The following is a 21437-nucleotide window of genomic DNA, read 5'->3' as shown; positions in this document are numbered from 1 at the left end:
TTTTTTCGATACAGACGGCTTCCTTTACCTCTGTTTTCTCTGATCTGATGAAGGTTCCCAGAACGCTTCACCTTTCAGTGGCCAACTATTCGGACGTTATTTTTTTAAATTTGATCAAGAGCCTGCCGCAAGTCTTCAATCAGATCGTCTCCGTCTTCGATTCCGACGGAGAGACGGATCAGCCCGTCCGTAATGCCCAGTGCCTCGCGGCGCGGTTTCGGTATGGAAGCATGCGTCATTCTCGCCGGAACGGAGATCAGGCTCTCAACCGCACCCAGGCTCTCGGCAAGCGTAAAGTAGCGAACGCGTGCGAGCAGCCGATCGGCGTTTTCTCCGCTGCCCACGTCAAAAGAAAGCATGCCGCCGAACCCGCCGGACTGCCTCTTTGCCAGTTCATGTCCCGGGTGACTCACAAGTCCCGGATAGTAAACCTTGGCCACTTTCGGATGAGCATCAAGAAATTCCGCAATTCTGCGTGCATTCTTCTCAATCTGCTCCATGCGCAGGGCAAGCGTTTTGGCGCCTCTGATCAGCAGCCAGGCATCCTGGGGGCCCGGCACCGCGCCGACAGAATTTTGAATAAATCCGATCCGCTCAGCCAGTTCTTCTGAATTGACGGCAACGAGCCCGGCCACCACATCGCTGTGCCCGCCGATGTATTTTGTCGCACTGTGAAGGACAACATCCGCACCGAGATCGAGAGGATGCTGCCAGTACGGCGTTGCAAACGTGTTATCCACGATAAGCAGCAGATGTTGTTCATGGGCAAGAAGCGCTGTTTCCCGAATATCGGTAATTTTCAGCAGAGGGTTTGTCGGCGTCTCAAGGTAAATAGCCCGCGTTTTTTCAGTAATAGCTGCCCTGATCCTCCCGGGATCGCTCGTATCCACGAAAGTGGCTGCAATGCCGAGACGCTTGAATACCTTGTCGACGACTCTGAATGTTCCTCCGTACACATCATCGGTAATAATCAGATGATCGCCGCTGTTCAGCAGCATCAGGACAGAGGAAATGGCGGCCATGCCCGATCCGAAAGCAAAACCCGCCTTGCCGTTTTCCAGATCTTTAATCAGTACTTCAAGTGCATGGCGCGTTGGATTGGCTGTCCGCGAATAATCGTAACCCTTGGTCTTTCCGACTGCCTCCTGCTTATAAGTGCTCGTCTGGTAGATCGGTACGCTGACGCTGCCTGTATGCTCATCGCCGAAAATTCCGGCATGGATCACTTTTGTCTTTGGTTTCAAAACAATTTCTCTCCCTTTTTAACCGACTCATCTTATTCAATCGTAGATCTTTTCGCTTAAATAGCGCTCGCTGGAATCCGGGAAAATGATAACGATATTGCTTCCCGGCCCGGCATTTTCCGCTTCGAGCAGCGCGGCATGCAGCGCGGCACCCGATGAACTGCCGATCAGCAGTCCCTCTTTGGAGGCAGCCTCCTTCAATCGCCGGAATGCATCGTCATCGCTTACTGTATAAATGGCATCAAAATATTTGGTTTCAACGAAGGCGGGGATAAACTCCATGCCGATGCCCTCTGTACGATGAGGGGCCGGCTTCCCGCCATTTAGAATGGATCCGACCGGCTCGACGACCGCCGTCTTGATTCCCGGGTTCTTGCTTTTCAGAAACGCTGCCGTGCCCGTAAATGTTCCGCCGGTCCCGGCTCCGGCAACAAAGACATCCACCTTTCCGTTCAAATCATCCCATATTTCCGGGCCGAGCGTCTCGATATACGCCCTTGGATTTTCCGGATTGGCAAACTGGTTTGGGCAGTAACTGCCGGGAATCTCTTCGACAAGCTGCTTGGCTTTGGCCAGCGCGCCCGACATCCCTTCCTCCGTCGGCGTGTTAACGATTTTCGCGCCAAGCGCCTTCATCAGCGTCTGTTTTTCAATGCTGAATTTCTCCGGCACGCAAAAGATGACGTGAATGTCCTTGCCGACCGCTGCCACAGCGATGCCGATTCCTGTGTTTCCTGCCGTCGGCTCAATGACCGTCCCGCCCGGTTTCAGTTTTCCGGAAGCCAGCGCTTCTTGAATAAAATGTTCGCCTAATCGATCCTTGACGCTTCCCCCGGGATTAAAATACTCACACTTCGCGTACAGATGCACACCTTCCGGAATAGGAAAGGCATGCAGCTCGACAAGCGGAGTTCCGCCTACCAAATCGTGTACACTTCTGAATACTGTCACAACAGTCACCCCATTTTTTGCCGGTCTTCGTGCCGGTGCTGCGCATAGATCGCTTTCCACTCAGCCCTGCGATCCGGCATTTTTGCGGCAATTTTTTCCGCACCTTCAGGATTGTGCCTTGCCGCCCGGCCGCACTGACAACAGTCCGCAGCCGGCACTTCTGCTGCGTCCGCCACACTATGGAGAGTGTTAGCGGGAGCAGCGGGCATTTCATTATAACTGCCGGTATCGGCAATCGATGTTAAAATGCCGGTCCGGCATCCCATCGGGCCCGCGACAAATATACAGCCGATGTGACGGCAAATCTTTTCCGCCGGCAAGTGTTCACGCAAATGAAGCGTCAGCATTTGTTCGTTGTTCCGCCGGCAGAAGCGGACAATTGTATCGCCCTGTATCTCTTCCGCAACGCCGGCAAACCGTATGTATGGCGCCCTTGCTTCCGTATGATCCGGATAAAAGCTTTCAGCGTCTGTTTTTTTCTGTTCCGGCATTTGAATCAATCTCCCTCAGCAAGGATAGTATAAATTCTGCAGAATGTTTTGCCGCGGTTTCTAAAAATTGATCAAACGACACGTTCGACTCTTTACCGGCAATATCGGAAAGCGACCGGACAATCAAAAAGGGCACGCCGAATTGATAACAGACCTGAGCAATTGCCGCGGCCTCCATTTCGACTGCCTTCATTTCCGGGAAGAGAGATTTAAGTTTTCCAATACGCCCGGGATCGGACATAAAAGAATCGCCCGTCGCAATCAGGCCTCTTACCGTCCGATGCCCCCCGAACATTCCGGACGCCGCCTTTTCCGCCAGGGCAACAAGTTTTCGGTCGGGCAAAAAAGAAGCGGGCATCTGCGGAACCTGACCCGGCTGATAACCAAAGGCTGTCGCGTCAACATCGTGATGAATCACTGCAGATGAAATCACGACATCTCCGATCTCAAGGTCCGGATCGGTTCCCCCTGCAGATCCTGTGTTAATGATGATATCCGGCTGAAAACGATCGATCAGCAGCGTCGTCCCCATTGCGGCATTGACTTTTCCTATCCCGGACTGCAGCAGCACGGCATCGAAACCGGCCAGCCTGCCGCTGTAGAAACGGCAGCGGGCCTTCTCCGTTTCCGTGACGTCTTTCATCGCCGCTCTAAGTATCCGATCTTCCTCTTCCATTGCACCGATCAATCCGATTCTCATTTCCGACTTCCTCTCACAGTTCGTCCGTTTTCTCAGCGATCATCAGCCAGACAAATTTGTTAAGCTGTCTGAAATTAGCGGCAAAATGCCGTTCCCGAAGCACCTGATCAAGAACGGGCAAAAGCGAATAATATTCCGTCTGCAGGTCTTTAAGCAGGTCGGCAAATCCCTGAGTGCCGGCCCAGTGCCAGATCTGGCGTTTGGCTACCTCATTCTCAAACAACGTATCGGCAAACACTATTTTACCATGTACGGGAAGGAGGCGGTTATATTTCGTAATAGCATCCCCCTTCTCTTCATCGGTAAGATGGTGGAAAGCGTATGAGCTGACGATGGTATCGACCGGCCGATCCGGTACGGGAAAATCAAGAAAATCTCCGTCGAACAGTTTCAGATCCGGCAATTTATCGTGAGCCTTCGACCGCATCTTCTCAGATGGTTCCACGCCGAATACGGTCAGCCCGGCATCCAGCAGCTTCGTACTCAAATTGCCTGTACCCGTGCCGAACTCAAGAACCGTCCCTTCGGCCTGCTTCGCTACTTCCTCCAGAATGGAATCGTAGTCTCTGAACACCTCACGATATTCGGGACTTCCCCCGTGAACTGAACGATCGTAATGGTCCGCCCAGCGTTCAAATGTCTCAATAAATTCTCGACCCATTGTATACACTCCAAAATTTATAGTTTAAAGTATTCACATAATATTTGTATGATTAATTAGCCTAAACGTAACACATTTCCATTCGAAATTCAATAATTATCTTTTGCCGGACTTTTCCGCGGCCGTTGTAATAACAATCATCTAAATGCCGCAGTACCCCGTCCGGAGCCTGTCCGAACGGGGTACTGTTTTCATACATATAAGAAAAAGTCATGGATCGAATCATTACGGTTTTTGTACTTGATCGGCCTGCCATTTTCCGTTCTGATAGATAAGATGAACAACATAAACGGAACTCTGAGCGCTCTTCGATGCCACACGGGCGAGCGAACTGTTGGAAGAACCGCCGTTCCCCAGCCAGAGAATGACCATATTGCCCTGGTCGATTCCGGTGGCACCGGCAATCGCCTTGACCTGTGCGTTCCAGTCGGCAGAACCCATATCATAGGATGCCTGATGGCTTTCATCCGCACTCTGAGAGGCAGCGCTTGAAGCACTCGATGAAGCGGCCGTCCCGCTTGCCGACGAAGACGCCGATTCACTGTTGGAAACCTGATCCGATCCCGTTCCGCCCGAACTGGCGGACGTGCTGTTATTTGATGTTCCGCTATTTGTTCCGGATTGAACACTTGAATGATTGCTTTGTGAAGCAGTCTTATCAGCCGATGAGGTACTGAACACTGAAATGAGAATGATACAGCCGACCGCCAAAATTAAAATGGAAACGATGCCGACGGTCCAGTTCAGCCAGCGGTTCGTCTTGTTTTTGCGCATTTCGACCCGCGACGAGAACCCATTCCCTCTTGTGTTTCTCATACAGGCATCCTCCTTTGTTAAACAGCAGCTATAATAAACAGACAACATTATCTTAGCATGTTTGCAGCTTTCTGTGTCAACAGGCTCTTAAAATCCAATCGGCAAATGGATCGTTGACTGCGTTTACATAATTATCCTTAAATTCGTTCGCATAAAACTACTTGTCCTGTCGGTTCCGATAAAATGATCATCCAACTGTAACAATACACGCCTCTGCCATTCGAAGTTAAAAAATGCAGCCCGGGCGCCGGATAAAGAACAAACATCCGGGTACGGGACGGACTGCATCTGTCTCTGCATTAGATCCAAAAACCGATGTCAGCCTTCTTACTATTATGCTTATTCAACCTTCAATATCTTTACGCGTATGTCGCCGCCGGGTGTGTTAACATTGACTTCTTCACCCACGGACAGTCCGATCAGCCCCTTGGCCATCGGTGAATCGTTTGAAATTTTTCCTTCAAACGGGTTGGATTCGGCGCTTCCGACGATTTGATACGTTTCTTCCTCGCCGTCCGGCAGTTCTTTAAAAGTCACGGATTTTCCGATTTTGACCACATCGGTCGTTTCGTCGTCCTCAATGATGACCGAATTCCGGATCATCTGTTCAAGCTGCTGAATGCGTGCTTCGACAAACGCCTGCTCATCCTTTGCCGCGTCATATTCAGAGTTTTCGGAGAGGTCGCCGAATCCCCGGGCAATTTTTATTCGCTCAACAACTTCCTTGCGCTTTTCGGTTTTCAGGTATTCCAGCTCTCGTTCAAGTTTATTTTTGCCTTCAGCCGTCATATAGTGAAGCTTTTCCGCCATCAAAATCACACTCCTAACTAAAATTATCCTTATGTCTATCTGTTTATGCGCTTGCCTTCGGAAAGCCGTCATTCCGAATCCTTCAATTGTATGATTTCAATCAACCGGCGATGCGTCCGCTCCATTGAGCACAGCACGTATTTTTGTCGCCATCAAGTCGATCGCGACCGTATTTCTGCCGCCCTCGGGGATAATGATATCCGCATAGCGTTTTGTCGGTTCTACAAACTGCAGATGCATCGGGCGGACCACAGTCAGATATTGGTTAATCACCGATTCCACACTTCTGCCCCGTTCCTCTGTGTCGCGAAGCAGACGGCGGATGATTCGCAGATCGGAATCGGTATCGACGAAAACCTTGATGTCCATCAGATCGCGGAGCCGCTTGTCTTCAAGAATCAGAATGCCTTCCATGATAATGACATCTTTTGGTTCGACGGGTACAATTTTATCAGATCTTGTATGCACTGTATAGTCATACACCGGTTTTTTTATCGGGTGGAATCGCAGAAGTTCCCGGATATGCGCGATCAGAAGATCCGTGTCGAAGGCCAGCGGATGATCATAATTGGTCAGCAGGCGTTCTTCAAACGGTTTATCGTCCTGTGCCTTATAATAAGCATCCTGCTGGATGACCGCAATCGATTGGTCCGGGAATCTTCGGTAGATTTCACGGGTTACAGTCGTTTTGCCCGAACCGGATCCTCCGGCAACACCGATGACAATCGGTTTTTTCCTGCCCATCCCGTACTCTCTCCCTTCCATGATGATGGGTATCGTGCCGGCTATTTTTTCGTGCTGACGGCAAGGCCGTCGCCTACCGTCAGAAAAATTGTATCAAATTCGCTTCTTTCCGCTAGAAAGCGATTGTAGCTGTCGACCTTGCCGACCAGTCTGTGAAGCGGTTTTTTCTTCACCCCGTCAATATCGCAGACCAGTCCGTGAAAAAAGACGTTATCCGTTACGATGATGCCGGCGGGTGCCAGATACCGGGCATACTTCAAAAAAAGCTTTTCATACTGTGCTTTCGCAGCATCGATTAAAATCAGATCGAAAGGAACCGCATCTCGGACGGCAGGCAGATCCTCCGTCGCGTCTCCTTCAACGATGTGAATCCATGCCGTCAGGCCCTGCTCTTTTATGTTCCGCTCCGCTTCACGGATCATCTCTTTTTCGCGTTCAATCGTTATGATTTCAGCATCCTGCCCTGCCGCGAGGCACATCCTGATCGCCGAATATCCGATTGCCGTTCCGAGTTCCAGAATACGTCTTGCTTTCTTCCATTTGATCAACTGCTGCAGAAAAGCGATCGCCGACGGATGCATGATCGGAATATAAATTTGTTTTGCTTTTTTCTCCATCTGACGGAGCATGCTGTTTTCCGGTTTGACAAACGCGGCCGCATACTCCGACAATTTGTCAAAGTCTGTCAATCGTTCTTCTCCCTTTCCTCATTAAAAAAGATGCCGCCCAGCCTGCCGACGGCCGTCCGCACCCGGTCCTTTTAGGACTTTTTTGCCCACTCATGACTATATTTAGCAACAATGGCCTGATGTTCCGCATAAGTTTTCGAATAGAAGATCTGTCCGTTGGGACGCGCATAGAAATAATAATCATTCGAACGGATCGGCTCAAGCACGGCCTGAACCGCGTCAGGCGCCGGACTGCCGATCGGACCGACGATCAGGCCTGCCCTTGTATATGTATTGTAAGGCGTATCCGTCGTCAGTTCGTTCATTGTGTATTGCCCGATCCTTTTCTGCTGTCCGTAAGCGACCGACGGATCGGTCTGAAGTTTCATCTTTTTTGTCAGCCGGTTGTAGAAAACGCCGGCAATCTTCTGCCGGTCTTTGGCATCGGGCGCCTCCTGTTCAACGAGCGACGCCATCGTCAAAATACTGTGAAGCGAACCGAGCGAGTTCGTTTTTATCTCCTTTGAAAAGCGCGTGACCGTCTGCCCCGTCTTATCCAGCATCCGATCGACCATCTGATCAAGCGTCGGAGGATTTTTCCCTCTGACAAACTGGTAGACGCCAGGAGCCAGATAACCTTCCAGCGGATAGTATATGCCCTTTGTAAAGATCCGGTCCGTCAGAAACGGATACCGCTTCATATAGTGGGCCTTTATATAGGATGGATCTTTAAGTTTGTTGAGAATGTCCTGCGTGCTGAGACCTGAAGCCTTGGACATCTGGCCGGCGGTTTCACTCAGCCACATTCCCTGACGGACATCAACGATAAAAACGAGACGATTATAATTTCCCTTGCCCAGATCGTTTATCAGCCTGTCGACGGACATTGTCCGATTAAAAGTATAAGTCCCGGACCGATACTGGTTTAAATGTTTCCATCTCGCATAAAATTCAAAAGCCCATGCCTTGCGGATCAGGCCGTTCTTCTCAAGAGTCTGCCCGACCTCTTTCAGCGATGATCCGGCCGGTATGGTGACTGTCACAGCCTGATTATTCTTCGGGTTGACAGGTTTCAGCAGACCGGCATAATAATCGGACAGCCCCCACGCAAAGATAATCAGTAAAATAACGGCGCCGCCGACGATCATGGCAAACAGACGCCGCCTGCTGGTTCGCAGCTTCAAAATGAGCCTCTCCCTTCCAAGAGCACCCTATACATTCTATACCTGGTTTATTGAAAATCTTTCAAGTATTCGACAGAATTACGGTCATTTTGCGTGTCAAGTGAAAAATAAAGAAGCGCCCCGGATGCCGGACCCGGAGCCTAGAGTCTTCCGGAAGAGCAGACACATTTTTCCTTCCTTATACTTCAATCAAAGCACCCAAAACCGCCGCTTCCTCAGGAACATTGAAAAAATTGAAGATAAAAAGGAATGAAGCAACCCGCCGTTCTCATACAGGCGATTCGCTTCACCCGGTTTCCTGTATTGATGAAAATCCCCTCAGCCTTTAGAACGCTTTATTTCCCCGGGGACCCGTTTTTTTACCCTTCTTCGCTGAACGTGTTAATCATTTCTTCAACCATGTCCCACTCTTCATCCGTTTCGATCGGGAACAATTTGAAATCGTCATTTTCATCCTCATACCTGAAAGCAAAAACCTCTTCTTCCTCATCATCGCCTGCCTCTTCCTCAACAGGAACGACAATGACGTAGGACTTGTCTGTTTCCGGCACATCAAAATAAAAAAGGACGTCAAACAAATTTTCATCGCCGTTTTCATCGGGAATCACGATTCTGTCCTGTTCTTCATCATGATTCGGTACAAAAATCGGGTAATGATTATGTTCACTCATCTCTTTTTTGCTCCATTCTTTTTTTGTCAAGATAGCTTTGCAAAATCAGTACAGCCGCTTCCTTGTCGATAACTTTTTTCCTTTTGCCGCGGCTGACATCCGCAGCGAGCAGAATCCGTTCGGCGGCCATCGTCGTCAGACGTTCATCCCAAAGATCGACAGAGAGATGAAATCTGCGGCGCAGGCTCTTCGCAAAAGACCTTGATGCCGCCGCGCGTTTGCTTTCCGTTCCGATCAGATCTTTCGGCAGCCCGACAACGATCGACTGTATCTGATACTGTTCGATCAGCTCGCCCAGGCGTTCAAAGATCACGTTCTTCTTATGTTCGACATAACGGATCGTTTCAATACCTTGTGCCGTCAGTCCGAGCGGATCGCTGACCGACACGCCTACTGTCGCCGTTCCGAAGTCGAGGCCCATGATTCTCATTCTTTATCCCATTTCTTTTTAAGATAATAAGTGACAAGCTCTTCAATCAGTTCGTCCCGTTCAATCCTCCGTATTAGTTTTCGGGCATCTTTATGCCGGGGAATGTAGGCCGGATCACCGGAGAGTAAGTACCCGACAATTTGATTGATCGGATTGTAGCCTTTTTCTTCCAGGGCATCATAAACTTTAAACAGAACTTCGCGTGTATTGTGCCTGTCCTGTTCACCAAAGTTGAATTTCATCGTCTTATCCAAATTCTTCATCCCCTATTAAGAAAACTTGGAGAAGCCTGGCCCCTTGCTCTAAAATCAGGCGATCCGTCTTTTTCCCGTTTATCCTACAGCCGTTTTTTCAATGAGGCCGGCCACAGTCTGCAGAGCTTCCGCCACTTTCTCAGGACGGCGTCCGCCCGCCTGTGCCATATCCGGACGTCCGCCTCCGCCCCCGCCGCAAAGAGCGGCTACATGCTTGATTATCTTCCCGGCATGATATCCTTTCGCAACGAGATCTTTGGTGACCCCGGACACCAGATATACCTTGCCGCCTTCAACAGAAGCGAGGACAACGATCAGTGAATGAAAATGACTCTTCAGATGATCGGCCATCGTTCTGAGCTGATTCATATCCATCGAATCCACTTGCGCGGCAATAAAGGAAACAGCACCCATTTGCTTGACCGACTGTTCCAGTTCATTTGCTTTTGCATTGCCCAGCTTTGACATGATCGCCGCATTTTCCTTCTCCAGATCCCGCATCTGCTGCTGCAGAACATCGAGACGCTCCGGAATCTGATCCGGCGAGACTTTCAGCAGACGGCCGATGTTTTTCAGTTCCAGTTTATCCTGCTTCATTTTTTCATAGGCACTTTTGCCTGTCAGCGCTTCAATTCGCCGGGTACCCGCGCCGATTCCGCTTTCCGAAACGATTGTGAACAGGCCCAGCTCAGCCGTGTTTTTCACATGACAGCCGCCGCAAAGTTCGAGGCTGTAATCGCCGCTCTTGACAACCCGCACAATCTTCCCGTATTTCTCGCCGAAAAGAGCCATCGCTCCGAGAGCCTTTGCTTCATCAAGCGGCATCTGGGACGTCGTCACCGGCAGCTGTTCCCAGATTTTTTCATTGACGATCCGTTCAACCTGTTCCAGTTCGTCCTCCGTAACCTGTCCGAAATGGGAAAAATCGAAGCGCAGCCTGTCCGGCGAAACATAGGATCCGGCCTGATTGACATGCCTGCCCAGCGTATCTTTCAAAGCCTGATGCAGCAAGTGTGTCGCCGTGTGGTTTTTTTGCGCCGACAGCCGCATCCCGGTATCGACGGCTGCTTTTACCGTCTCCCCCGCATGAATCCGGCCCTTCTCAATGACACATGTATGGAGATTCTGTCCGTTCGGCGCTTTCTGAACATCCTTGACAAAAAGAACGGCTGTTTCGCCCGTGATCCGCCCCGTATCGGAAACTTCGCCGCCGCTTTCCGCATAAAAAGGCGTGCGGTCGAGAATGATTTTAACCGTTTCTCCTTCGGAGGCATCGTCCACTCTCTCATTTTCCCTGATGATCACAAGCACTTTCGCGTCTTCAACCGTCAGCTGCTCGTATCCGACAAACTCGCTGCGATCGGTAACATTGCGCAACGTATCGTCCTGAACCTGCATGGATTTCTGATTGTGCCGGGCGGATCTTGCCCGCTCCCGCTGCCTGCCGAGCTCTTGTTCAAAACCTTCACGGTCAATGCCAAGTCCCTCTGCCCTGGCATACTCCTCCGTCAGTTCCGCAGGAAAGCCGAACGTATCGTACAGCTTGAAAACATCACTGCCGGCAATCTGCGGCGTATTTTGCGCTTTTGCTTCGGCAATCTTTTCCTTCAGAATCGACACGCCCTCATGAATCGTTTCATGAAAGCGTTCTTCCTCACTTCGGACCACCTTCTGGACAAATGCCGTTTTTTCTAGGACCTCTTTATAATAGTCCTTCATGATGTCGGCGACAATCGGCACCAGCTCGTATAGGAACGGCTTATTGATGCCGAGATCCATCGCGTAGCGAACCGCACGGCGGATCAGGCGGCGCAGCACATAACCGCGCCCCTCATTGGACGGCAAAGCCCCGTCCGCAATCGCAAACGAAACGGCGCGGATGTGGTCGGCAATCACCTTAAACGGTGTGTTTTTCTGCCCTTTTTTGTAGACGATTCCGGAAATTTCTTCGGTTTTATGGATAATCGGCAGAAACAGGTCGGTATCGAAGTTCGTTTCCCCATTCTGAATCACACTGACCATCCGCTCGAGGCCCATGCCGGTATCAATGTTCTTCTTCGGAAGCGGCGTGTGGCTGCCGTCGGGATTGTGATTGTACTGCGAGAACACGAGATTCCAGACTTCCAGATACCGATCATTCTCACCGCCGGGATAAAGTTCCGGATCGTCCGGATCGTTGCCGAACGCCTCGCCGCGGTCATAAAAAATCTCCGTATTCGGTCCGCTCGGTCCCTCGCCGATATCCCAGAAATTATGTTCAAGTTTAATAATCCGTTCCTCAGGGATTCCGATTTTTTCATGCCACAACCGGTACGCTTCGTCATCATCCGGATAAATGGTGACCGACAATTTATCCGGATCGAAAGCAATCCACTCCGGGCTTGTTAAAAATTCCCATGCCCAGGTAATCGCTTCCTCCTTAAAATAATCGCCGATCGAGAAGTTGCCGAGCATCTCGAAAAAAGTATGATGGCGCGCCGTATAGCCGACGTTTTCGATGTCGTTTGTCCGGATCGCTTTCTGGGCGCTGCAGATGCGCGGATTCCGGGGCACAACCCGCCCGTCGAAATATTTTTTAAGAGTAGCGACGCCGCTGTTAATCCAGAGCAGCGACGGATCGTCGATCGGAATAAGCGAAGCGCTCGGCTCAACGGTATGGCCCTTTCCTTTGAAAAAATCTAAAAACATTTGTCTGACCTCAGATGAACTGAGTTGTTTCATCGCAAGAACCCCCAAGTTACTCATTATTAAAAACCGAACCCAACAGACCTTCCGGGCGGCAGCGGACAAAAAAAGCTTCCATCCTATCACCGTGAAAGGACGAAAGCTTCTTTCTTAAACATGACTTTCGCGCAGCAAAATAAAAAGAAAGGCCTCTGCAGCTTTGCATCCGGCTGCCGGGATTCCCTCAAAACCGCCGCTCTTTCGTGCAAAACAGAAAAGCCGGGTTTCCGCACCAAAAAGAACCGGCGGCAAAACGTCTGCATGCACTGCTGCTATTCTTTTCGTCTCGGTTTCATTATTCTGCCGCTATTATAGTTGAGTTTCCCCTTATTTGTCAATTGTACGATATCGGTCCCTCAAATGGCGGAAACAGGTGCGAATCACAATGAAGCACGGGATCGCCAGCAGCATCCCGACAATGCCCGCCAGTTCACCGCCGATGCCGAGCGAGAGCATGATATACAGCGGATGAATATCGACGCTCCGCCCGACAATCAGAGGTTCAATGACGTTTCCCTCAAGAAACTGGATCAGCAGAATCAGCAGAATCACGCCGAAGACCGTATAGACCGATTGCGTCGCCGCAATCAGAATGGCAGGGGCTGCGCCGATCAGCGGACCAAAATAGGGGATGAGGTCGGTTGCTCCGATAAAGATGCCGAAGACAAAGGGATAGGGTACTCTGAGCAGCCATAAACCGATCGAGGCCATTGCCGCCAGAACCGCACAGACGGTCAGCTGACCGCGGATATAATTGCCGATCGAACGATCCATTTCCGAGAAAATGTCCGCCGTTTGCTTCCGCCATTTTCTCGGAATGAGATGCAGCGCCCCCCTTTTCATACGATCCGCATCCTTCAGGAAATAGAAGGCGAGAAACGGAATGATGAACAGTGTAAACATCGATTGCACCAATCCGGAACACCAGTCGATGATTCTGTCCGCCCATGATGCGGTCCCCCTGCGGATTCTTTCCAGAGCTTTATTGACGTGATCATGGACGGCTTCCGGCGTCGATCCGTAAACATGATCAATATTCGACTGATAAAGCGCCTCATATTTTGAAAACTCCTTATCCAGCCCTTTCAATTCGTGCATGAAAACGGGTCCGCCTTTATAAAGCAGAAAACCGATGCCCCCGAAAAAAACGGCATAGATAGCGAGTATGGCGATCGTTTTCGGAATCCCCGCCTGATGGCAGCGCTTGACAAGCGGAAGCAGCAGATAGGCGATAATTCCCGCTGCCGCAAAGGGAAATGCTACTTTCAGAAAAAAATGCATCAGGACGTTAAGCAGCGGAAGCAGCCGGTAGAACAAATAGCCGTTCAAAAAAAGAAGCAACAGGATTGATAACACTTTTATCCACTGCAGTGCGGGCCACTTCCACATGATCATCCCTCCACGCATAGTTATGCCCACTGCATGAAAAATCATGACCGGCGGAAGGAAAAAGTTGCCGCAGTATACAGGCGAGATCCGTCTTAAAAACCGTTCGCTTTTGCTTCACGTTGCTCTTTTTCAAATAGATCGTCAAGCGTGGTTAGGCTGCCGTCCTCCTCAACCTGGCTCAAGGACAATATGCCGTCCTCCAATGTCAGCTCGATAAAACAATCCCAGCAATAATACTGATTGGCACTGAGTTTCCCGATACTCTTTCCCTGGCAATTCGGACATTTCATTTGTTTTCACCTCAAATTCATTCAGTCTTTTGGGTTACTCGCATCCATGCCCAAAAACAAATGAAAATATACTTTTTTTGAAAAAAGTTTCTGTACCGAGGCCTCCTGCCGTTTCACCCGCCGGAATATCCGCTTCTGCTGTCGGCAAAGGCATTTTATCAATCGGCCCCGGCGGTTTATTGATCGACGTGCGTGAATGACCGGCCATATACGCAGCTTATCGACTAATCGCTCGCAGTTTTTCTCGCTCATGGCAATCTATCGGTCGGGATGCGTGGGGTTTCGGTCGCGGCGTGCAGGGTTTCGGTCAGCTCAGGCCAGGTTTCGGTCGCGACTTGCAGGGTTTCGGTCTTCCCAGGCCGGGTTTCGGTCGGCGCTCACGATTTATCGGTCATGCCTGATTTTTTCGGCCGTTAGAGGGCCGGAGCCCGGAACAGCAATTTGCCGATTGCTGCAGACCGTGCGGCTACTCGAAAACGGCCGCTCCCCGATGGAGAAGCATCGCTCCGGACTCAGAAACAATCGGCCTGCCGCTTTTGTAAATAAAGACACTTTCATTCTGAGAGTCTAGAAATCCGCATGGGTTGAGGGATATATCAAAGTTTTTCAAACGAAACTTATGTTAAGTGAGGGGTTCCTCCCGGCATTGTGTGCAGCCGCTCCCGTAATTTTTCAGCCAGATTCGAATGGCGGCTGTCGATATCGTTGCGGACGATCGCCTGTTTGAAGGCTTCTTCGTCGCCGCACAGCATGAGATATTCTTTGCTGCGTGCGACGGCCGTATAGATCAGATTGCGCTTCAGCATCCGGTGATAGCCTTTTACAATCGGCAGAATCACAATCGGGAATTCACTGCCCTGCGCCTTATGAATCGAGCAGCAGTACGCGAGAGTCAGCTGATTAAGGTCATGTTTCAGATATTTTACCTCAACATTATCAAAAGAAACGACGACGGTGTCTTCATGATCGGTCGTCTCCTTGGCCCTCAGAATGGCGACGACTTCGCCGATATCTCCGTTGAAGACCTGCTCATCCGGGTTATTGACCAGCTGCAGCACTTTGTCATGGACCCGGAACACATGGTCTCCGTACGTCAGGGAGCGTTTCTGGTCCGAAGCGGGGTTAAACAGTTCCTGCAAGGCTTCGTTCATCTTTTCTATACCGGCGTTGCCGCGGTAAATCGGGGCCAGCACCTGAATATCCTTCGGCTGATAGCCCTTTTTCTCGGCTCCCTTTGCGATCTGGCAAACCGCATCCACAACCTGAGCCTGATGGCAATGGATAAAACGGCGGTCCGCCTTGGGAACTGTGATATCCGGGATTAACCCCTGCCTGATTTCGTGAGCCAGCTCAATGATCGATGAACCCCGTGCCTGACGGAAAATATCGGTCAGCCGGATGATGGGAATCGCTCCGGACTGTACCAGATCGCTGAGTACCTGGCCGGGCCCCACAGAGGGCAGTTGATCCTCGTCTCCGACGATGACGACTTTAATATCGTCGGGAAGCGATCTGAGCAGCTGGTTGGCGAGCCATATGTCCACCATTGACATTTCATCGACGATCAGCAGTTTTCCTTCAATCGGATCGTCCTCGCCATGTGTGTAGACCGAGCCGCCGTTCCAGCCGAGCAGGCGGTGGATCGTCACCGCCGGGAGACCGGTCGATTCCTTCATCCTTTTTGCCGCCCGGCCTGTCGGCGCGGCCAGCAGTACAGGATACGGATGCTCGCTGTCATAGTCTTTCGGGTTAAGAGAAAGCCCGTTTAATTCCGCATAAACATCGACAATTCCACGAATAACCGTCGTCTTTCCCGTACCCGGCCCGCCGGTCAGAATCATTAACGGAGACTGGATTGCTTTTCTGATGGCAGCCTGCTGGCTCTCCGCATACTGCATAGAGAGCTTTTCTTCCACCTTTCCGAGTGCCTCGAGAAACTCGCTTTCGGAAAATTCATCCGGATCGCCACTCCGTTCCATCAGTTTCTGTATACCGGTGACAACGCCTTTTTCCGCATAGTAAAGTTCAGGAAGATAGATATCGTCGTCTTCACGGACCAGCCTGCCGTCTTCTTCAAGAGCATCGATCTCGCGCACAACGGCATCCTGATCGACATCCGGCTCCGGATTCGAAAGCAGCTTTTCAGCGGCCTGAACGGTCTCATCATAAGGCATGAACACGTGGCCGTCGTTCATTGCCCGTTCGTTCAGCCAGTAGAGAACGGCTGCCTGAATGCGTTCCGGATGATTCCCGGTAATGCCCAGCAGCGCCGCCAGTTCGTCCGCCCGCTGAAAGCCGATGCCCTCGACGTCCCGGATCAGCTGATAAGGATTCTCTTTGATCATTTCCAGCGCCGCGTCACCGTAAGTCTGATAGATTTTCATGGCCAGCTGGGAGCCGAACCCATAATCCGAGAGGCCGATCAGAATTTTTTCCAGTCCCTCATTTTTCAAAAGAGTTTCCGCAATAAAATCGGATTTTTTCTTCTCCAGCTTGGGTACTTCTTGCAGGCAGGAGGGATCGTTCAGAATTTTTGTGATCGCGTTGTCTCCGATTGCATCGATAATCGATTCGGCCGTCTTCTTTCCAATTCCCGGGAAGAGATCGCCGGACAGGTACTGCACCATGCCGGTCCGGGACTGCGGAAGCAGCTTGCGGTAGCGCTCGGCCTCGTATTGCTGCCCATATTTGGGATGAGTCTTCAGTCTGCCGATGAACTGATACGTCTCATGAAGGTGGACGGCGGGAAAGTAGCCGACAATCGTCATTTCTTTACCCTGCACGGGTTCATCGGTTTCGTTAATTTTCACAATCATTACCGTGTAGCCATTTTCTTTATTATGAAAAACGATGCGGACCGGTTCGCCCTTGATTGACGGATGCCGATCCGAAAATAAATCCAACGCCGCCTGTTCCATAATTCCCGCCGTCCTTTCTTTTATAAAAATTTTCTGAGGCATAGAAGCGTCTGTCAAAAATTAGCAGGGCAGCAGCGCCCGCCAGGAGAAAATCCTGCTTTTTACTCTTTCCCGTGCGGGTCCGGCTCTCCGATTTTTTTCAGTCTCTCAAGGCCATGTGCCGCAAGCATGTGACGGGGATTCAGAGTCAGCGCCTTCGAAAAACAGTTTTCTGCGTCGCCGTTCTTATCCCGGTACATGGCAATGACACCGAGATTATAGAAAGCGTCCGCATGTTGCTGATTCTCCGAAATGACCCTTAGAAACTGTTTTTCCGCCGCATCCAGCCGGCCGAACTGTGCCAGCAGAAGCCCATACTGAAATCTTGCTTCCGTATCCGAACCGTTCAGTTCGACCGCACGCTGAAAGGCCGCCAGACCCTGACCGGGATGGCCAAGCTGAAGCGCGCACCGGCCGATCATATAGAATACATCGCCTTCATTCAATCCGTTTTCCCGGGCCTGTTCAAACCGGGCCAGTGCGTCTTTGTATTTTTTCACTTCAAAAAGAGCATTTCCGTAGCCGAAAGAAGCGGACGCGAAGGCCGGATTGAGAGAGAGCGCTTTTTTAAAAAAAGCCGGGGCACGTTCGGGCTGTCCGGCTGCAATCAGCAGGTTCCCGAAATTCGTATAGCCCACAGGATTGTCCGGCTCTTCGGAAATCGCCTGATCAAGAGCCTGCGCCGCATGGGCATAATCTTTTTCCCTGATCAGCCGCAGAGCTTTTTCTGTTTTACTTTCCAAAGCAGTCAACTTCCCTTCTCCGGATAATCAATTTCAGAAACGAAGCGGCAGCCGGATCCGGCCGCAGGTTTCAGACGGCATTTTACCGGCAGCCCGGCCCTTTTGCATGGAAAAAGACCCAGCCCTCATAAAGGTACCGAGTCTACAAAATCTATGGCCGCATCCGTTCCCTGGTTCAGAACGGTGGCAATAGTCGCTCCTCCGAGACAGATCTCATTCTGATAGAAAACAACGGCCTGGCCCGGAGTGATCGCCCATTCCGGATGATCGAAGACAACTTCCAGACGGCTATCCGGCCGAACATGAACGGTAACGGGACGATCCTTCTGGCGATAACGGAATTTCGCCGTGCAGTGAAAACTTTTCTTTTCAGGAGCGCCGCTGATCCAGTTGGCCCCTTCCGCGATGAGTCCCTGAGAATAGAGAGCCGGATGATCTGCGCCCGGTGCGATATAGAGAATGTTTCGTTTCACGTCTTTGCCGCAGACAAACCACGGGCCGCCCGGGCCGCCGATCCCCAGTCCCTGCCGCTGTCCGTTTGTATAATACATCAGACCGTCGTGATAGCCCTTCAGTTCGCCGTCGATCGTGCGGATTTCGCCGCGGCAGGCCGGCAGATAATGGCTGAGAAACTGCTTGAAATTGCGCTCGCCGATGAAGCAGATCCCGGTGCTGTCCTTTTTATCGGCGGTCGCCAGATGATGGTCGCGCGCGATGGCCCGCACCTGCGGTTTTTCCAGATCTCCAAGCGGAAACATCACTTTTGAGAGCTGCTCTTGTGACAGCTGATTCAGGAAATAGGTCTGATCCTTATTCTGATCGGCCGCCCGAATCATGAGTGTTTTACTGTCCTGCTGCCCGGTCTGCGCATAGTGGCCCGTTGCGACATAATCCGCACCGAGTGCCAGCGCATGATCGAGAAACGCCTTGAACTTGATTTCTTTATTGCACATGACATCGGGATTCGGGGTGCGCCCCGCTTTATATTCCGCAAGAAAATAAGAAAAAACACGGTCCCAATATTGTTTTTCAAAGTTTACGGCATAATAGGGAATGCCGATCTGACCGGCGACACGGACAACGTCCTCATAATCCTCGGTTGCCGTGCAGACCCCGTTCTCATCGGTATCATCCCAATTTTTCATGAAAATGCCGATCACGTCATATCCCTTTTGTTTCAATAAAAGGGCGGCAACAGAAGAATCCACGCCGCCCGACATGCCAACGACGACCCTCGTATCGCCTGGGGATTTCGCCAAAATGATTCACCCGCCTTTTCAGAGTTCAGTCCTGCCCGACTCCGATAAGTTCCCGGACGGACCGGGCAATGACATGTCCCGCTTCTTTAATTTGTTCCGGATTCAGCCCGCTTCCGAAGCTGATCCGGACAGAACTCCGCGTTTCCGGAGCGTCCGGGCCGAACATCGCAGTCAGCACATGCGAAGGCTCCACCGATCCCGCAGTACATGCCGACCCGCTCGACACGGCAACACCCGACAGATCCAGTCGGGTAAGCAGTGTTTCAATATTTGTTCCCGGAAAATATAAATTTAAAATTTGCGGCAGAAAGTGTTCCGGATTCCCGTTGATCCGATAAGCAACATGTTCAGCGTCAAGAGTTTCAAGCAAAGCGCGGCGCTCTTTCAAATATCTTTCGATCCGTTCCGACCGGCGGGCGCGTACAAGTTCAACCGCCCGCCCCAGTCCGGCAATGGCGGGGACGTTCTGCGTACCTGCGCGGTGCTTTCGTTCCTGATCGCCTCCGTGAGTGATCGAGGCGAGCGACACTCCGTCGCGTATATAGAGAAAACCGATTCCTTTCGGTCCGCCGATTTTATGCCCCGTCATTGACAGAAGATCGATCGGCATTTCTTTTACATTCATATTTTCCGTCCCGAACGCCTGAACCGTATCCGTGTGGAAAAGCGCCCGATGCGGTGCCAGAAGATGCGCAATTTCGCGGATCGGCTGAACGGTGCCGACCTCGTTGTTGCCGTACATGATCGAAACAAGGATGGTATCGTCACGCAACTGCTCTTTTAATTCAGCAACGGAAATCCGGCCGCTCCTGTCGACATCCAGATAATCGACGACAAAACCGAGAGACTCCAGATATTCGCACGTTCTGAACACGCCGTGATGCTCCACTTTGGTTGTAATGATATGCTTCCCGAACTGCCTGTTCGCCAGTGCGGCGCCGATGATAGCCATATTATCGCCTTCGGTTCCGCCGCCCGTAAAGACAATCTCCCGGCTTTTCGCACCGATATAATCGGCGATCGTATCCCGCGCATCGTCAATGACTTTCCGTGCCTGCCTGCCGAAAGAATGGATGCTTGACGGATTGCCGATCACGCGCTTATAGGTCTCCGTCATGACCTCCAGTACTTCAGGATCAATCGGCGTCGTTGCGGCATGATCGAGATAAATCGGATCCATGCCCAATCACTCCTTTAATATCTGTTAAATATAAAACATGTCTGGATCCTGAACCTGCGGATCGGAATCAAAATGAATCAGGTCGTCCAGAGTTGTGCCCTGAAGCACGTCCTTAACGGCATCCCGGATCTTCACCCAGAGCTCGCGCTTAGCCGGATCGTCGTCTTCCATCACTTCGACCGGCTGAATCGGGCCTTCCAGAACGCGAATCACATCGGCCGCCGTAATTTCGCTCGGGAGCTTGGACAGCACATACCCTCCGTATGCTCCGCGAATGCTGTTCACTAACCCGGCGTTGCGGAGCGGAGCGATCAATTGTTCCAGGTAATGCTCCGACAAATTGTGTTCATTGGCAATCGCCTTAAGCGAGAGCGGGCCCCTGCCTTTATTTTTCGCAAGAGCCATCATGATCGTCAGCCCGTAGCGCCCTTTGGTCGATATTTTCATTATGAACCACCTCTTCCTCTGTCAAAATCAGCTGTATTATCCATTTATGATTAAATGAAATTTTCTGCTGCACGTAATAAAAAAAGAACGAGCGGTTTCCGGACCGTCTGAGCATCCGGCACAAAACAGACGAAGGATCCGAAAGCCGTTTTTGCTATCCGATCCGCGAAGTATGGTAAAATATGATCAGACTCTAAACTATTATAGACGAAAACTGCTTTTCTTGCACGTTTTCAAGCCGGGAAAAGGCATTGCCGGCGGATCCCCATGCCCGGACGGGACGGCCGATCGCTCCGGTCCAGTGCCGCTTGATTCAGCCGTCAAGAACCCTATAGAGACAGGCAGGATATGCCAGATCAAATTTGAGAGGATGATCGGGGTGGACCTATTTGATTTTCCATCCGATGACAATAAAACAGCAGAAAGTGCGCGCCCCCTTGCCGACCGAATGCGCCCGCGGACGCTCGACGAATTTGTCGGCCAGGAACAGATTGTCGGCAAGGGCCGCCTGCTGCGCCGGGCGATTCAGGCAGACAGGCTGACGCCGATGATCTTTTTCGGGCCTCCCGGGACGGGCAAAACAACGCTCGCTCATATTATTGCCCGGTCGACATCGGCCTATTTCGAACAGCTGAACGCGGTGACGGCCGGAGTCGGCGATTTGAGAAAAATCATAGCCGGCGCGGAAGAACGGCTGAAGTTCGACCGGCAGCGAACGATCCTTTTCATTGATGAAATTCATCGTTTCAATCAAAACCACCCTTCAAAGGGTGGTTTGCTCTAAGGCTATAAGCCTTGGATTACCGACCAGCGTCTCAAGGCGC

The 21437-nt window shown here is 51.2% G+C and carries 22 protein-coding genes; 1 reads left to right on the top strand and 21 read right to left on the bottom strand.

Annotated elements, in window-relative coordinates; genetic code table 11:
- Positions 1 to 104 precede the first annotated feature (104 nt).
- The 21 genes from Q6A92_RS08875 to cymR form a co-directional block, all read right to left on the bottom strand.
- The gene (locus Q6A92_RS08875) at positions 105 to 1244 is read right to left on the bottom strand and encodes a bifunctional cystathionine gamma-lyase/homocysteine desulfhydrase (RefSeq protein WP_274398030.1); all 1140 of its coding nucleotides are present in this window, start codon (positions 1242 to 1244) and stop codon (positions 105 to 107) included.
- 36 nt (positions 1245 to 1280) lie between these two features.
- Positions 1281 to 2195, bottom strand: coding sequence for a PLP-dependent cysteine synthase family protein (locus tag Q6A92_RS08870; protein WP_332237785.1), 915 nt, complete (start codon positions 2193 to 2195; stop codon positions 1281 to 1283).
- 5 nt (positions 2196 to 2200) lie between these two features.
- Positions 2201 to 2686 carry an S-ribosylhomocysteine lyase gene (locus Q6A92_RS08865; protein WP_332237783.1) on the bottom strand — a complete coding sequence of 162 codons (486 nt, stop codon included), beginning with the start codon at positions 2684 to 2686 and terminating at the stop codon, positions 2201 to 2203.
- Positions 2658 to 3386 carry a 5'-methylthioadenosine/S-adenosylhomocysteine nucleosidase gene (mtnN, locus tag Q6A92_RS08860; protein WP_332237782.1) on the bottom strand — a complete coding sequence of 243 codons (729 nt, stop codon included), beginning with the start codon at positions 3384 to 3386 and terminating at the stop codon, positions 2658 to 2660. The genes Q6A92_RS08865 and mtnN overlap by 29 nt, the downstream gene beginning before the upstream one ends.
- Before the next feature lie 13 nt (positions 3387 to 3399).
- A complete protein-coding gene (locus tag Q6A92_RS08855) occupies positions 3400 to 4047 on the bottom strand; it encodes a class I SAM-dependent methyltransferase (RefSeq protein WP_332237780.1) in 648 nt (215 codons plus the stop codon).
- 225 nt (positions 4048 to 4272) lie between these two features.
- Positions 4273 to 4863, bottom strand: coding sequence for a YrrS family protein (locus Q6A92_RS08850; RefSeq protein ID WP_274398035.1), 591 nt, complete (start codon positions 4861 to 4863; stop codon positions 4273 to 4275).
- A 339-nt stretch (positions 4864 to 5202) separates the two neighbouring features.
- Positions 5203 to 5673: a transcription elongation factor GreA gene (gene greA, locus Q6A92_RS08845; RefSeq protein ID WP_443029710.1), complete on the bottom strand. Its 471-nt coding sequence runs from the start codon at positions 5671 to 5673 to the stop codon at positions 5203 to 5205.
- A 96-nt stretch (positions 5674 to 5769) separates the two neighbouring features.
- Positions 5770 to 6417: a uridine kinase gene (udk, locus tag Q6A92_RS08840; RefSeq protein WP_274398037.1), complete on the bottom strand. Its 648-nt coding sequence runs from the start codon at positions 6415 to 6417 to the stop codon at positions 5770 to 5772.
- A 41-nt stretch (positions 6418 to 6458) separates the two neighbouring features.
- On the bottom strand, positions 6459 to 7106 hold the full coding sequence (locus Q6A92_RS08835; RefSeq protein ID WP_332237778.1) for an O-methyltransferase: 648 nt from the start codon (positions 7104 to 7106) through the stop codon (positions 6459 to 6461).
- 71 nt (positions 7107 to 7177) lie between these two features.
- Positions 7178 to 8269 carry an endolytic transglycosylase MltG gene (gene mltG, locus Q6A92_RS08830; RefSeq protein ID WP_332237776.1) on the bottom strand — a complete coding sequence of 364 codons (1092 nt, stop codon included), beginning with the start codon at positions 8267 to 8269 and terminating at the stop codon, positions 7178 to 7180.
- Positions 8270 to 8628: 359 nt separating this feature from the next.
- Positions 8629 to 8940 carry a DUF1292 domain-containing protein gene (locus Q6A92_RS08825; protein ID WP_274398040.1) on the bottom strand — a complete coding sequence of 104 codons (312 nt, stop codon included), beginning with the start codon at positions 8938 to 8940 and terminating at the stop codon, positions 8629 to 8631.
- Positions 8933 to 9370 carry a Holliday junction resolvase RuvX gene (gene ruvX, locus Q6A92_RS08820; RefSeq protein WP_274398041.1) on the bottom strand — a complete coding sequence of 146 codons (438 nt, stop codon included), beginning with the start codon at positions 9368 to 9370 and terminating at the stop codon, positions 8933 to 8935. Before ruvX ends, Q6A92_RS08825 begins: the two co-directional genes overlap by 8 nt.
- The gene (locus Q6A92_RS08815) at positions 9367 to 9633 is read right to left on the bottom strand and encodes an IreB family regulatory phosphoprotein (protein WP_274398042.1); all 267 of its coding nucleotides are present in this window, start codon (positions 9631 to 9633) and stop codon (positions 9367 to 9369) included. Before Q6A92_RS08815 ends, ruvX begins: the two co-directional genes overlap by 4 nt.
- A 69-nt stretch (positions 9634 to 9702) precedes the next feature.
- A complete protein-coding gene (gene alaS, locus Q6A92_RS08810; protein WP_332237774.1) occupies positions 9703 to 12345 on the bottom strand; it encodes an alanine--tRNA ligase in 2643 nt (880 codons plus the stop codon).
- Between the two features lie 330 nt (positions 12346 to 12675).
- On the bottom strand, positions 12676 to 13737 hold the full coding sequence (locus tag Q6A92_RS08805) for an AI-2E family transporter (RefSeq protein WP_332237772.1): 1062 nt from the start codon (positions 13735 to 13737) through the stop codon (positions 12676 to 12678).
- Positions 13738 to 13829: 92 nt separating this feature from the next.
- Entirely contained in the window at positions 13830 to 14027 is a 198-nt protein-coding gene (locus tag Q6A92_RS08800; RefSeq protein ID WP_274398045.1) for a hypothetical protein, read from the bottom strand.
- A 617-nt stretch (positions 14028 to 14644) separates the two neighbouring features.
- Positions 14645 to 16987 carry an SF1B family DNA helicase RecD2 gene (gene recD2, locus Q6A92_RS08795; RefSeq protein ID WP_332237771.1) on the bottom strand — a complete coding sequence of 781 codons (2343 nt, stop codon included), beginning with the start codon at positions 16985 to 16987 and terminating at the stop codon, positions 14645 to 14647.
- A 59-nt stretch (positions 16988 to 17046) separates the two neighbouring features.
- Positions 17047 to 17736 (bottom strand): tetratricopeptide repeat protein, encoded by a 690-nt coding sequence (locus tag Q6A92_RS08790; RefSeq protein ID WP_274398047.1) that lies wholly within the window; start codon positions 17734 to 17736, stop codon positions 17047 to 17049.
- A 116-nt stretch (positions 17737 to 17852) separates the two neighbouring features.
- A complete protein-coding gene (mnmA, locus tag Q6A92_RS08785; protein ID WP_274398048.1) occupies positions 17853 to 18986 on the bottom strand; it encodes a tRNA 2-thiouridine(34) synthase MnmA in 1134 nt (377 codons plus the stop codon).
- Positions 18987 to 19011: 25 nt separating this feature from the next.
- Positions 19012 to 20166, bottom strand: coding sequence for a cysteine desulfurase family protein (locus tag Q6A92_RS08780; protein WP_332237770.1), 1155 nt, complete (start codon positions 20164 to 20166; stop codon positions 19012 to 19014).
- Positions 20167 to 20190: 24 nt separating this feature from the next.
- Entirely contained in the window at positions 20191 to 20613 is a 423-nt protein-coding gene (gene cymR / locus Q6A92_RS08775; protein ID WP_274398050.1) for a cysteine metabolism transcriptional regulator CymR, read from the bottom strand.
- Between the two features lie 379 nt (positions 20614 to 20992).
- Between cymR and Q6A92_RS08770 the strand changes: the two genes are divergently transcribed.
- Entirely contained in the window at positions 20993 to 21397 is a 405-nt protein-coding gene (locus Q6A92_RS08770) for an AAA family ATPase (RefSeq protein ID WP_443029709.1), read from the top strand.
- Positions 21398 to 21437: the final 40 nt, after the last annotated feature.

The sequence above is a fragment of the Sporolactobacillus sp. KGMB 08714 genome (assembly GCF_036598985.1).
Taxonomy (GTDB): Bacteria; Bacillota; Bacilli; order Bacillales; family Sporolactobacillaceae; genus Sporolactobacillus.
Note: the sequence above shows the minus strand (reverse complement) of the source record. Positions and strands in the feature narration are given on the sequence as shown.

Excerpts from the sequence above, each read along its gene's own strand:
- cymR (WP_274398050.1), bottom strand. The coding sequence starts at position 20,613 with ATGAAAATATCGACCAAAGGGCGCTACGGGCTGACGATCATGATGGCT.
- Q6A92_RS08805 (WP_332237772.1), bottom strand. The coding sequence starts at position 13,737 with ATGTGGAAGTGGCCCGCACTGCAGTGGATAAAAGTGTTATCAATCCTG.
- Q6A92_RS08825 (WP_274398040.1), bottom strand. The coding sequence starts at position 8,940 with ATGAGTGAACATAATCATTACCCGATTTTTGTACCGAATCATGATGAA.
- Q6A92_RS08865 (WP_332237783.1), bottom strand. The coding sequence starts at position 2,686 with ATGCCGGAACAGAAAAAAACAGACGCTGAAAGCTTTTATCCGGATCAT.
- Q6A92_RS08815 (WP_274398042.1), bottom strand. The coding sequence starts at position 9,633 with ATGAAGAATTTGGATAAGACGATGAAATTCAACTTTGGTGAACAGGAC.
- mtnN (WP_332237782.1), bottom strand. The coding sequence starts at position 3,386 with ATGAGAATCGGATTGATCGGTGCAATGGAAGAGGAAGATCGGATACTT.
- greA (WP_443029710.1), bottom strand. The coding sequence starts at position 5,673 with ATGGCGGAAAAGCTTCACTATATGACGGCTGAAGGCAAAAATAAACTT.
- udk (WP_274398037.1), bottom strand. The coding sequence starts at position 6,417 with ATGGGCAGGAAAAAACCGATTGTCATCGGTGTTGCCGGAGGATCCGGT.
- Q6A92_RS08800 (WP_274398045.1), bottom strand. The coding sequence starts at position 14,027 with ATGAAATGTCCGAATTGCCAGGGAAAGAGTATCGGGAAACTCAGTGCC.
- alaS (WP_332237774.1), bottom strand. The coding sequence starts at position 12,345 with ATGAAACAACTCAGTTCATCTGAGGTCAGACAAATGTTTTTAGATTTT.
- Q6A92_RS08855 (WP_332237780.1), bottom strand. The coding sequence starts at position 4,047 with ATGGGTCGAGAATTTATTGAGACATTTGAACGCTGGGCGGACCATTAC.
- ruvX (WP_274398041.1), bottom strand. The coding sequence starts at position 9,370 with ATGAGAATCATGGGCCTCGACTTCGGAACGGCGACAGTAGGCGTGTCG.
- Q6A92_RS08780 (WP_332237770.1), bottom strand. The coding sequence starts at position 20,166 with ATGGATCCGATTTATCTCGATCATGCCGCAACGACGCCGATTGATCCT.
- Q6A92_RS08850 (WP_274398035.1), bottom strand. The coding sequence starts at position 4,863 with ATGAGAAACACAAGAGGGAATGGGTTCTCGTCGCGGGTCGAAATGCGC.
- recD2 (WP_332237771.1), bottom strand. The coding sequence starts at position 16,987 with ATGCCTCAGAAAATTTTTATAAAAGAAAGGACGGCGGGAATTATGGAA.